This window comes from Paracoccus sp. (in: a-proteobacteria), assembly GCF_035556475.1.
In the GTDB taxonomy this organism is placed as follows: Bacteria; Pseudomonadota; Alphaproteobacteria; order Rhodobacterales; family Rhodobacteraceae; genus Paracoccus.
In genome coordinates this window covers 1-12256 of the sequence record NZ_DATMFA010000077.1, presented here as the reverse complement: position 1 = coordinate 12256, position 12256 = coordinate 1, and the positions used below count along the sequence as shown (strand labels likewise).

General features: G+C 65.5%; 12 protein-coding genes. 11 read left to right on the top strand and 1 reads right to left on the bottom strand.

Annotated features, from left to right (window positions below; genetic code table 11):
* The 3 genes from VNQ78_RS10120 to VNQ78_RS10110 all read left to right on the top strand — a co-directional run.
* Nucleotides 1-471, top strand: a 471-nt coding sequence (locus VNQ78_RS10120; RefSeq protein WP_325689265.1) for a TRAP transporter large permease subunit, incomplete at its 5' end; no start/stop codon positions are given.
* A gap of 9 nt (nucleotides 472-480) precedes the next feature.
* Nucleotides 481-891 (top strand): DUF3830 family protein, encoded by a 411-nt coding sequence (locus VNQ78_RS10115; protein ID WP_325689263.1) that lies wholly within the window; start codon nucleotides 481-483, stop codon nucleotides 889-891.
* Between the two features lie 17 nt (nucleotides 892-908).
* The gene (locus VNQ78_RS10110; protein WP_325689261.1) at nucleotides 909-2405 is read left to right on the top strand and encodes an AMP-binding protein; all 1497 of its coding nucleotides are present in this window, start codon (nucleotides 909-911) and stop codon (nucleotides 2403-2405) included.
* 78 nt (nucleotides 2406-2483) lie between these two features.
* Here VNQ78_RS10110 and VNQ78_RS10105 read toward each other — a convergent pair whose 3' ends face one another.
* Complete coding sequence (locus VNQ78_RS10105) at nucleotides 2484-3722, bottom strand: hypothetical protein (RefSeq protein WP_325689259.1); 1239 nt, start codon at nucleotides 3720-3722, stop codon at nucleotides 2484-2486.
* A gap of 237 nt (nucleotides 3723-3959) precedes the next feature.
* Between VNQ78_RS10105 and VNQ78_RS10100 the strand changes: the two genes are divergently transcribed.
* The 8 genes from VNQ78_RS10100 to VNQ78_RS10065 form a co-directional block, all read left to right on the top strand.
* Nucleotides 3960-4913, top strand: a complete 954-nt coding sequence (locus VNQ78_RS10100) for a LysR family transcriptional regulator (RefSeq protein ID WP_325689257.1) — start codon at nucleotides 3960-3962, stop codon at nucleotides 4911-4913.
* 91 nt (nucleotides 4914-5004) lie between these two features.
* Nucleotides 5005-6021 (top strand): ABC transporter substrate-binding protein, encoded by a 1017-nt coding sequence (locus tag VNQ78_RS10095; RefSeq protein ID WP_325689255.1) that lies wholly within the window; start codon nucleotides 5005-5007, stop codon nucleotides 6019-6021.
* Nucleotides 6022-6063: 42 nt separating this feature from the next.
* Nucleotides 6064-6831: an ABC transporter ATP-binding protein gene (locus tag VNQ78_RS10090; protein WP_325689253.1), complete on the top strand. Its 768-nt coding sequence runs from the start codon at nucleotides 6064-6066 to the stop codon at nucleotides 6829-6831.
* A complete protein-coding gene (locus tag VNQ78_RS10085) occupies nucleotides 6824-7621 on the top strand; it encodes an ABC transporter permease (protein WP_325689251.1) in 798 nt (265 codons plus the stop codon). The genes VNQ78_RS10090 and VNQ78_RS10085 overlap by 8 nt, the downstream gene beginning before the upstream one ends.
* 2 nt (nucleotides 7622-7623) lie before the next feature.
* Entirely contained in the window at nucleotides 7624-8673 is a 1050-nt protein-coding gene (locus VNQ78_RS10080; protein ID WP_325689249.1) for a zinc-dependent alcohol dehydrogenase, read from the top strand.
* Nucleotides 8670-9389 (top strand): hypothetical protein, encoded by a 720-nt coding sequence (locus VNQ78_RS10075; RefSeq protein WP_325689247.1) that lies wholly within the window; start codon nucleotides 8670-8672, stop codon nucleotides 9387-9389. The genes VNQ78_RS10080 and VNQ78_RS10075 overlap by 4 nt, the downstream gene beginning before the upstream one ends.
* A gap of 610 nt (nucleotides 9390-9999) precedes the next feature.
* On the top strand, nucleotides 10000-11805 hold the full coding sequence (gene ggt, locus VNQ78_RS10070) for a gamma-glutamyltransferase (RefSeq protein ID WP_325689245.1): 1806 nt from the start codon (nucleotides 10000-10002) through the stop codon (nucleotides 11803-11805).
* Between the two features lie 155 nt (nucleotides 11806-11960).
* Nucleotides 11961-12256, top strand: a 296-nt coding sequence (locus tag VNQ78_RS10065) for a helix-turn-helix domain-containing protein (protein WP_325689243.1), incomplete at its 3' end; no start/stop codon positions are given.

Genomic DNA, 12256 nt, shown 5'->3' with positions numbered 1-12256 from the left:
TCGCTCTCGGCGGCGGTCATGCTGATCATCGGCACCGCCAGCGTCTTCTCGTGGCTGATCGCCAATGCGAACGTGCCGCAGATCCTCGGGGAATGGCTGACCTCGGTTTCGTCCAGCCCGATCGTGTTCCTGCTGATCGTTAACCTGCTGTTGCTGGTCGTCGGCATGTTCATGGAGACCATTGCCGCGATCCTGATCCTCGTCCCCGTTCTCGCCCCGATCGCACATCAGCTTGGGATCGACCCGATCCATTTCGCGCTGGTGGTGGTGATGAACTTTGCCATCGGTACGGTGACGCCGCCCTATGGCGTCTCGCTTTTCGTCGCCTCCAGCGTGGCCGGGCGCACGGTCATGCAGGTTACGCGCAAGCTGGGCCTGCCGCTGCTGGCCATGTTCATCGTCCTTGTGGGCGTCACCTATCTGCCGGACCTGTCGCTGTTCCTGCCGCGCATGTTCGGCCTCATCGAATAAGGAAAAACCATGTCAAACCTGAAAGTCACCATCGCCGGGGTCGAATTCGAGGCGAGGTTCGAAAGCGCCGCGCCGAAGACGGTCGAGGCCTTCAAGAAGCAATTGCCCTATGTCAGCAAGGTGGTCCATGTCCGCTGGAGCGGCGAGGGGGTCTGGATCCCGCTTGGCGACGAGGATTTCGGCCTCGGATACGAGAACCACACCAGCTATCCGGCGCCGGGCCAGTTCATCCTCTACCCCGGCGGCATCAGCGAGACCGAAATCCTGCTTGCCTATGGCGGGGTGCATTTCGCCTCGAAGCTTGGTCAATTGGCGGGCAATCATTTCATGACCCTGACCTCAAATCTCGACAAGCTTGCAGAGATCGGCCCGAAGGTGCTTTGGGAAGGCGCGCAGGAGATCAGGATAGAGCAAGCCTGAACCGCACGGAGCCGACGATGACCCCGATCAGTTATTCCACGCGTCTGCGTGCCCTTGCCGCAGCCCGTGGCGAAGCCGAAGCGATCCGCTTTCTGCCCCGGGAGGGAGCCGAAGCGTCACTCTCCTGGGCCGGGCTAGACCGGTTGGTCGAGCGGATGGCGCAGGGGCTTGCCGCGCGGGGTGCAGGACAGGGCGACGTGGTGGGAATTGCGCTTGGCAATGTCGTGGCGCATCTGGCGCTTGCCCTCGCGGTATGGCGGGTCGGCGCGACGACGCTGGTGATGGACCCCGCGATCACGCCCGAGGCCGCCGCTTCCCTTCGCGCCCGCAGCGGCGCGCGGCTGGTCGTGGCCGAAGCGCGAGGGCCGGTCGGCGATCTCGGGGCCGAGTTGCTGGTCGCGGCGGGGCAGGGCCGGGACGCGTTCCTTCCAGACGCGGTTCCGTGCCCGGCCAAGATCGTCATGTCGGGCGGCTCGACCGGACTGCCAAAGCTGATGTGCGATCGTCGCCCTCACCTGCGCGTGCCCGGGCAAAGCTGGGGGCGGATCGCGCCCGCCCTCGGATTCCGGTCCGACCAGACACAGCTTGTCTGTGCGGCGATGTCGCATAACGCGCCCTTCACCTGGGCGCAGAATGGCTTGTTCGAGGGCAACCGCATCGTCCTGATGGAGAAGTTTGACGCCGCCCGTGCGCTTGCGGCCATCGACCGCCATGAGATCGGCTTCGTGATGCTGGTGCCGACGATGATGGTGCGCATGCTCGAGGCAGATCGGGATGCGCGTGCGAGCTTTCACACCCTGCACATGCTTTACCACACCGGCGCGCCCTGTGCGCCATGGTTGAAGCAGGCATGGATCGACCGTCTGGGGCCGGAGCGCGTCTCGGAAATGTATGGCTCGGGCGAGAATACCGGCCAGACCGTCATCCGGGGAACGGAATGGCTTGGCCATCCGGGTTCGGTCGGCAAGGGCTTTGAAACCGAGATCCGCATTTATGGTCCGCGGGGTGAATTGCAGCCCGCCGGCATGGCCGGAGAGATCTTCATGCGGCCCGACGACGTGGCAGGGCGCAGCGAATATATTGGTCCCGACGCGCCCCGGCCCCGACGCGATGCCGAGGACTTCCAGAGCATCGGAGATTCCGGCTGGCTGGACGAGGAGGGCTATCTCTACCTTTCCGGGCGCTGCGATGACGTGATCAACACCGGAGGGGTCAAGCTCCATCCCGAGGCGATCGAAGCCGTCCTGCTGCGCCACCCGGATGTCGCCGATGTCGCGGTCTTCGGCATTGCCGACCGGGAATGGGGCCAATGTGTCGCGGCCGCCATTGTCCCGCGCGAGGGCAGGGCGCCGGGACAGGCGGAGCTGGCAGCCTGGGCGCGCCTCTCGCTCAGCCCCGAGGAGGTGCCGAAATCCTGGCGGTTGGTCGGAACCCTGCCGCGTGACGGGTTCGGCAAGCTGCGTCGCAAGGTTCTTGCCCATTCCGAGGACGCCGCCCTGACCCCAGCCGGCTGAGCGTCTGCGTCATCATCATCGCCCCCTCGCAGCGGATGGTGCGCGTGGCAGAAGGCGGAGTGCCTTCCCCTTTTCCTTTCAGTCCTGCCGGGTGCTGGTGAATTTCTCGGCCATCAGCCCGACGGGCCGCGCCGGCGCAGCAATCTGGCCGTTGGTGCCAACATCGGTCAGCGCCAGGAAATAGCGGCCGGGTTGCAGCATCAGCGCGGGGATCGGGGCGTTCTTCGAGGTTTCGGTGTCATCGGCCTCTTGCAACATCTGGCCTTCGGCGTCGAACAGCACCAGCTTGGTGTCGACCCCGCTAATCGAACCCATGGTGTTCACGGCGATGACCGACCGCTGGTCGAGGTCGAAACTGAACCAGTTTGCCGCTCCGGCCTGCATGACGATCTGGGTCCGGCCCGAAAAGGACAGCTCCTGCAGCGGATAGCTGCCGTCCATCGGCGGAAGCTCTCCGCGCATGTGGGCTTGCCGCACGAAGCTTTGCAGGTCCAGCTTTTGCGCCGAAAGCCTGATCATTCCGGTGCTCGGGGTGACCGGACCGACGCCGATGCAGTAATCCCCCGGCGCGAGGCCCGGCGTGAAATCCAGCCGCGCGTCGCGGCCATCGGCATCGTCGTTGGCGGCCAGCAGCCGGCCGGCCGTGTCGAACAGGGCGATCTGCGGATCGACATCGCCTTCAGCGGCGCTTGCCCGCAGCGACATCAGCGTGGGTTCCTTGACGCTGAAACGCAGATAGGCGTTGCGGCCAGCATCGATCGCGACCGAAACCGCTCCCTGCGCCAAGGCGGCATCCAGCGCACCCCCGACCAGCGGGCTGGTCGCTGTATCGGGTCCGCAGGCCAGCGTCCCGCTTTCGTTCAGGGCTTGCTGGGATTGTAGCCCGACCTGCAGCATGACATCGCGGTTCTCGGTGGAATCTTCAACGGTGACGCAATATTCACCCGCGGCCAGATCCATCTCCAGCTGCGCTTCCAGCGACCGCTCCATGTCGTCGTTATAGCCGATCTCGGCGCCGGAGCTGTCAAAGAGCCGCACCGAGGGATCACCGCGGGAATCGCTGCGCGCTTCGATCCGCACCTGCCCCGGCTCCGCCAGACGGAAAGCGCGGGTTTCGGGGCCTGAGAGGCGGATCATTTCCTGCAACGGTGCCTCGGCCATGCTGGCGTTTTCACCGCCAAGCCAGACAGCCTGCGCACCGGGGCATTGCGATCCATTCGCCGGGACGGCAGCACTTTCCTGCGCCCGGACGGCCGGGACCACGCCCATGATGGCCAGAACCGCAAGCGGGACGAAAAGTCGGTGGCGGTAGAGCATGGCGGGATCCTCGATATCTTTCGACAGATAGTCCGGTTAACAGAAAAATTGCGATTATGCGAGGAGGCGAGAACCGGATGGAGGGGTTGGTTGGCGTCCGCCTCCGGCCCATTGCGGGCAAGGTTATCATCTGCGACGGGCGGCGCGCTGGCAAGCCGAGGGCCGCTCGACCGCGAATTCGAACGCTGACAACATGGGCATTACTGCGTGGCCTCTGAAGAGCATTGGAAAAGTTGAATGGCACGACAATCGGATCCCCCGCAGGCCGCGCGCGCCTCAAGAAGCCGCACCGACCGCGCGAGCCTCAGCCTGCGTCAGATCGAAACGCTTCATGGCGTGCTTTCGACCCGGTCCATTACGGCGGCGGCAAAATTGATGGGGGTGTCGCAGCCGTCGATCAGCCGCACGGTCAAGCGGATCGAGGACGTGCTGCGTCTGCGTCTCTTTACCAAGGACGGCAAGGGGCTGGTCCCGACGAGGGAGGCCATGCTGATCTTCGAGGAGGTCGACGACATCATGAGGCAGCTGAACGGCCTTGGGCGGCGGATCGCGCGCATTGCCGACAGCAACGAGGGCACGTTCCGGCTTGGCGCGACCGCCAGCGTCGCCCGTGCGCTGGTGCCGCAGGCCATCCATGCGCTGGCGCGTCGGCATCCGGGTCTGGACCTGTTTCTGGACGTGCTTTCCATCGACCAGATGGCGCAATATCTGGTGAACGGCACCGGCGACTGTCTCGTCACGATCGCGCCCGACAAGCATCCCGCCCTCGTCCGCCGCAAGCTGGGGGATGGAGAGCTGGTCGCGCTGATGAGCCAGACCCACCCTCTGGCGCGGCACGAGATGATTTCCGCAGGCGAGTTGGTGGGGCAGGGGATCATCTGCTTCCAGTCGAACGGCCCGCATCAGCGGGCGATCCGCGCCTTTCTTGATGGGGTGGTCGATATCGCCAACCCGAAGATGGTGGTGCGTTTCAGCGATACCGCCATCGCGCTGGCCGGGCAGGGAATGGGGGTCGCGCTGATCGACAGCTTTTCGATCCGGGGCCAGATCGGCGCCGGTCTGGTCGCGATCCCGCTGAAGAACCCGCCCCGTTTCGAGGTATTCCTGCAATGGAACGGCAGCCGTCCGGTTTCCCGCAATCTGGATCTGCTGACGGACGAATTGCGCAGGCTGCTGGCAAGCAGTCCATAACCTCAGGGCATGGCAAACGCAAAATTTGTCGATTGCACGCATGGATCAGAAAGCGCATCTAGGCCCCCTAGATCTTGGGAGGGGTGATCCAATGGGATTTCAGAACACTCGTGCCGTCGCGCTGTCGACGCTGACCGTGATGATGGCTTGGACCGGCGCGGCCTTTGCGCAGACCGACATCAATGTCGGCGCGCTCAGGCTGGCAAGTCAGGCGCCGACCTTCATCGCCTATGAGAAGGGCTATTTCAAAGAGGAAGGCCTCGACGTCGACCTGAAGTTCTTCGAAGCCGCGAACGCGCTTTCGGTGGCCGTAGCGGGCGGCGATGTCAGCTATGGCACGACCTCGATCACCGGCAGCCTGTTCAATCTGGCCGAGCGCGGCGTGGTCAAGGTCATCGCAGGCGGACTTTCCGAAGATCCCAAAATCCCGGGCGCGGTGATCCTCGCCTCGAAAAAGGCCTATGACGCCGGGCTGACCGAGCCTGCCAAGCTGGCCGGGCACAGCTTCGGCGCCACGACGGCGGGGTCGTCCTTCCATTACATGCTGGCCGAGATCGCCCAGAAGGACGGCTTTGCGCTGGACAGCGTGCAATTGAAGCCGCTGCAGAAGATCGGCGCGATCATCGGCGCGATCAGCACCGGGCAGATCGACGCATGGGTGATCCAGCCCAGCATCGGCAACAAGATCCTTGCCGATGGCGGGGCGGTCAAGATCGGCGATTACAACGCCTATGACCCCGACTATCAGGTGACGGCGGTTTTCACCTCGACCAAGGTGGCCGAGGACGAACGCGCCCAGACCGAGGCATTCCTGCGGGCCCTGTCGCGCGGCGTCTCGGATTACAACGCCGCTTTCGTCGACAAGACCGCGCCGGCCGCCGATGTCGATACGCTGGTCGACATGGTGCATAAATATGTCGGCACCGACATGGACGTCGAGGAGTTCGCGCCCTCGCTGACCGAAGATTCGATGCGGGTGAACGAAGGGCTGACCCTCTCCACCACCTCGGTCGCGAAGCAGTTGAAATTCCTGCAGGACAGCAAGCTGGTGGCGGATAACATCACGGTCGAGATGCTGGTCGATCCCAGCTATGTCACGACCCGCTGACCGTCGGTAGCACGCCAAGACAGCCCGCAGGACAAGCTCATCATGGACATCAAACTTGACGGCATCAGCCATTCCTATGGCCCGGTCGAGGTGTTGCGAGACATCTCGCTGACCATCAAGCAGGGACAGATCGTTTGTCTTGTCGGGCCGTCCGGCTGCGGCAAATCGACCCTGCTTCGCTTTATCGGCGGGCTGGAGCGTCCGACCGCGGGGCAGGTGTTGCAGATCGGCGCGCCGCCCCGTGAATCCCTGAACCCCCTGACCTATGTGTTCCAGCATTTCGCGCTGCTGCCCTGGCGCACGGTCGAGGGGAATATCCGCCTGGTGCTGGAGGGTCACAAGCTGGCGCGCGGCGAAGCCGACGCGATCGTTCGCGACGTGCTGGCGCGCACCCGGCTGACCGACTTTGCCAAGGCGCTGCCCCGGCAGCTTTCGGGCGGCATGAAGCAGCGCGTGGCCATTGCCCGCGCGCTGGCCGTGCGCCCCGCCGTCATGCTGATGGACGAGCCGCTTTCCGCATTGGACAGCCAGACGCGCGAATTGCTGATGGACGATCTGATCGACCTGTGGACGCGCCAGCCTTTCACCGCCGTCTATGTCACCCACAACCTGAACGAGGCCGTGCGCCTCGGCCATCGCATCGTCGTGCTGTCGCGCCGTCCCGGCCGCATCCACAAGGAAATCCAGATCGAGATGCCGCTATCGGAACGGCAGCCGGGGGATCCCTTGCTGGAGGCCAAGCAGGCCGAATTGTGGGGGTTGATGCGCGACGAGGCCAAGGCCGCAGATCAGGAGCTTGTCGATGGATAATTCCACCACCCGTCCCGTCCCCTTTCGTGGCGGAGGCTTCAACCCGCGCCCGATGCGGACCGTCGCCCCCATCGTCTTTGTCCTGCTGATCGCCTTTCTGGAAGTCGGCACCCGCACCGGCATCATCTCGGGGCTGACCATGCCGCGCCCCTCGGACGTGGCCCGGACGCTGGGCGGCATGATCGGCAGCGGGCTTCTGTGGCAGCATCTTCTGCCCTCGCTGCAACGCCTGTTCGTCGGCGGGCTGATCGGCACGCTGGCGGGCGTCACGCTGGGCACGCTCATCGGGCTTTTCACGCTGGTCCGGGCGGGGCTGCTGCCGCTGGTCGCGGCGCTGTTCCCGATCCCCAAGATCGCGCTGCTGCCGCTTTTCGTGATCTGGTTCGGCATCGACGAGACCTCGAAATACGCGCTGATCGCCTTCGGCGTCTTTACCCCCACGGTCGTCTCGACTTTCGGCGCTGTCGATAGCGTCGATCGCTCGCTGATCCGCATGGGCCAGAGCTTCGGCCTGTCCTGGTGGGCGATCGTCAGCAAGATCGTCCTGCCCGGCGCCTTCCCCGGCATCCTTTCCGGCCTGCGGGTGTCGCTGGCCATCGGGATCATCCTGCTGGTCGCGGCCGAGATGCTGGGCGCGCAATACGGCATCGGCGCCTATATCCTCGAGGCGGGCTCGCTTTACGACCTGAACCGGCTTTTTGCGGGCGTGACGGTGCTTTCGGTCCTCGGGCTGATCCTCAGCACCGTGATCGGGCTGGTCGAGAAACGCTTTCTGGACTGGCGGGGCTGACGATGCTGGCATTGCAAAAGCTGCGCCCCGAGCCGGGCATCGCCCTGCGCGAGGTTCCGCCCCTGCGCGACCCGCAGGAGGGCGAGGTGCTGATCGCGGTCGAAGCCACCGGCATCTGCGGCACCGACCTGCATATCGCCGCATGGACCAGCGGCTACGCCTCGATGCGGGACGCAATGCCGGTCACGCTGGGGCATGAATTCTGCGGGACCGTCCTGATGGCCGGACCCGGCGCGCCTTCCGATGTGGTCGGGCAGCGGGTCACGGTGCGGCCTTCAGTCCTCTGCCATGGCTGCGCGGCCTGCCGCATGGGGGATTTCGACCATTGCACCGGGCGCAAGGGCATAGGCATCGGCCGCGACGGCGCATTCGCCGCGCGGGTGTTGGTGCCGTGGGAGAACTGCATCGCCGTTGCCGACGCGATGCCACCCGAGATCGCCGCCCTGACCGAGCCGATGACTGTCTGCCACGAAGCCGTCCGCACCGCGGATATCCGGGGGGGCGAGCGGGTGCTGGTCATCGGCCCCGGCACCATCGGGCAGGGCATCGCGCTTTTCGCCGAAGCTGCCGGCGCGGCCCAGATCGTCGTGGTCGGGCATGACGATGCCGCGCGTCTGGCGACCCTGGGCGAGTTGGGCTTTCTGGACACCGCTGACAGCGTCGGACGCAGCCTGACCGAAGCCGTCGCGCCTTGGACCGGGGCGGGCCTCTTCGACGTGGTGATCGAGGCGGCGGGCGTCCCCGCTATCGTCTCCGAGGCACTTGGCCTGCTGCGCAAGCGCGGTGTGCTGGTGATCGCGGGCATTCATGCCGCCCCCGCCAGCATCGACCTGACCGCGCTGGTCCGTGATCACAAACAGATCCGCGGCACCTATCGCGCTCCGGTTGAGACATGGCCCGAAGTCGTCGCCTATCTTTCTCAGCACCAAGCGCGGGTCGCAAAGATGATCTCGGCCCGCCTGCCGATGGCGCAGGCAGAGGAAGGGTTCCGTCTCGCCTCCGCCAAGAACGCCTCGAAGGTGATGATCCTTCAGGACGAGGCCCGGGCATGAGCTTGCAGGGCACGGCATTCCTTTGCATCTGGAACGATCACGACCCGGATCAGGCCACGGAATACGAGGCGTGGCATACATTCGAGCATGTCCCCGAGCGGGTCTGCGTGCCGGGGTTCCTGTCCGGCCGCCGCTATGCCGGCTATGATCGCGCGGAAAACCGCTATTTCACGCTCTACGATATTGCCTCGCTGGAGGTGCTGGACACACCGCAATATCGGGACTTGCAGGACAATCCGACCCCATGGTCGCGCGAGATGCGGCGCGCCTTCCGCAACTTCCTGCGCATTCCCTGCCTGACCCTCGCCTCAGAAGGCGAAGGCTGCGCCGGCGCGATTGGCACGCTGGTCTTCAAGGCTGAACGCGATGCCGACGACGCCGTCGCGGCACTGAAGACCTCGCTGCAGGTCATGCTGGGCGAACACGCCTTGACGGCCTATCACCTTGGCCGGGCGCCGGTGATCCCCGCCTATGCCGTCTTCGGAACCCCGGCGGCTCAGGACGAGGCGGCCGAGACCTATGTGCTGATGGTCGAAGGGCTGCTGACCACCGGCACAGATTTCGCCCTGTCTGCCGTGGCGACCCTTCTGCCCAAGATCTTTGCCCGTCCCGTGGTGATGAAACACGAGAGTTCGGGTTTCCTCTTCAAGGTGCAGGAGAGTGAGCTGGTCGGCAGCCCCCTGAAGCGCGGCGCGGCCGCCGATTGCCGCGCCTGACAGGTTTCACTCGCGCTGATAGGACTCGGACGCTGCCGAGCCGCGAATGGGCTGCACCATTCCCGCCGCGCCAAATGCGATGGCCGCGTCGTCCAGACCGGCCTGCGTTGCCGATGTGCCCAACGCCACCTATGCGGAGGGTTGGTCAGGAGGGTGATGGTGGGCAGCCGCAGACGGGTTTGTCTCGGCCGGGAGCGACAAGGCACTCACGGACGACCTTTGGGGTGAGGCCTGATGTTTCTCGATGCAAGCGCGATGGTGGCGGTCCTGCTACGCGAGCCGGAGGCGGCAGGCCTCTTGGAGACCATGGAAGCGACCTGTGCGAAGGTGAGCAAGCTGCCCTGCGGCCCCAAACGACCTCAAACCAGCGGTGGCCCCCGGATCGGGGTTTGGAGCAGCTCGCCACAGAAGTTCCCAATCTACGGTTGCAGAGAACGCTTACGTTTCACATAGTTCACTGCGACACTTAGCCTGGCTTGCCCCAATCGGGTGCTTACGGGTCTCGGAACGGCAGTTGGCGTAACCCGAGTAGCTGGGATTGCAGGATCTCGACGGCCCATCAGGTTTCGATGACGACCCTTGGCCGTATCGTAGGGGGAGGATGGTTCGAATGTTTCGTCTGGGAATGATGCTTGCGATGCTGGCCGCCCCCGTCGGGACCGCTTGGGCGCAGCAGGCCGCCGATGCCTTTGCCCCCGAGGGCGCGACCACCGAAGCCCGGCCCGAGGTCTGGTCGGGATTGGGCGCCCCCGCGCGGACGGCGCTCGCAGCCAAGGCGGCCGGCAAACCGGTCGAGGCTCGGGACTGGATGGTCAGCGTCGCCCATCCCCTCGCCGCGGAGGCCGGAGCGCGCATTCTCGCGGCCGGGGGCAGCGCCGCCGACGCGATGGTCGCGGTGCAGGCCGTGCTGGGCCTCGTCGAGCCGCAAAGCTCGGGGCTGGGCGGCGGGGCCTTGCTCGTCTGGTATGATGCGGCGAGCGGGGATCTGACGACGCTCGATGCGCGCGAAACCGCGCCGGCGGCGGCCTCGCCCACGCTGTTCCAGGACGCCGATGGCGAACCGATGGGTTTCATGGCGGCGGTGGTTGGCGGCAGGTCGGTCGGGACGCCCGGCACCCCTGCAATGCTCGAGGCGGCGCATCGCCGCTGGGGCAGGACCAACTGGTCCGCGCTGTTCGAGGATGCGATCGCGCTGGCCGAGAACGGCTTCGAGGTCTCGCCGCGCCTCGCTGGCTTGGTCGCCGAAGAGGGCGAGGCGCTGCGCGGGGATCCGGCGACCAGCGCCTATTTCTTCCCCGGTGGCCAGCCGGTTGCGGCGGGCGCGACGCTCCGGAACCCTGAATATGCCGGAGTGCTGCGCCTGTTACAGCGTGAGGGTGCCGCGGGTTTCTACTCCGGTCCCGTCGCACAGGAGATCGTCGCGGCGGTGCAGGGCAACCCGAGCAATCCGGGCCGGCTAGCGCTGTCCGACCTCGCCGCCTATCGCGTGATCGAGCGGGCGCCGGTCTGCGTCGCCTATCGCGCCCATGAGGTTTGCGGTATGGGGCCGCCTTCGTCGGGCGGGCTGACGCTGGGGCAGATCCTCGGCATGCTGGGCGGCTACGACCTGGCCGCGCTCGGCGCCGAGAACCCCGAGAGCTGGCGGCTGATCGCGGATGCCTCGCGCCTCGCCTTCGCAGACCGCGAGCGTTACATGGCCGACAGCGACTTCGTCCCGATACCGACCGAAGGTCTGGTCGATCCCGCCTATCTCGCGCTTCGCGGCAAGCTTCTGGCAGGCGATGACAGCCTGCCCGAGGTCAGCGCCGGCGCGCCGCGCTGGAGCCACGCGCGGCTCTGGGGACGGGACACGGCGCTGGAGCTGCCCTCGACCTCGCATGTCTCGATCGTCGATGCCGCGGGCAATGCGCTTTCGATGACCACGACGATCGAGAACGGTTTCGGCGCGCGGCTGATGGTGCGGGGCTTCCTGCTGAACAACGAGCTGACAGATTTCAGCTTCGCCACCCATGACGAGGCGGGCCACCCGGTCGCGAATGCAGTCGCCCCGGGCAAGCGGCCGCGCTCGTCCATGGCGCCCAGCATCGTGCTGAAGGGGGGCAAGCCAGTGCTGGTGATCGGCTCCCCGGGCGGCAGCCGGATTATCGGCTATGTCGCGAAATCGATCATTGCCCATCTCGACTGGGGCATGGACGTGCAGCAGGCGGTAGCCGCGCCCCACGTGCTGTCGCGCTTCGGACCCGTCGACATCGAGGCGGGGAGCCCTGCCACGCGACTGGCGGAACCCCTGGCCGGGATGGGTTTCGAGACCAAGGAGATCGAGCTGAACTCGGGCCTCCAGGCCATCGCGATCACGCCCGAGGGCCTGGAAGGCGGTGCCGATCCCCGTCGCGAGGGTATCGCGCTCGGCGGGTGATCGGTGAGGCAGCTTTCCGGCAACGCCGTTGCGCTCTTGCAGCACTAGAATAACATAAATCGGATTATCAATAAATCTTATGTAGAACGGGTGGATTCAAGTTGGAACTGCGACTTTGATGTAAAATCAGGAGATTGCATCAAGGAGCACTGTCGATGTCCAAGCCTTATCTGCATCTCGACCTCGAAGAACGGCGCAAGATCGCGCGCTGGCATGAGGCGAAAGTCCCGGCAACCGAGATCGCGGCCCGTCTCGGCCGGCATCGCTCAACGATCTTCCGTGAGCTCAGCCGTAATCGCTTCGTCGATGACGAACTGCGCTATCTGTCCGGCTATTACGCGCTGAATGCGCAGAACCTGGCGGCCGAGCGCCGCGCCAACCAGCGCAAGCTGATCCAGCATCCGAAGTTGCGTGCGGCGGTGATCGATCGGTTGCAGTCCGGCTGGACACC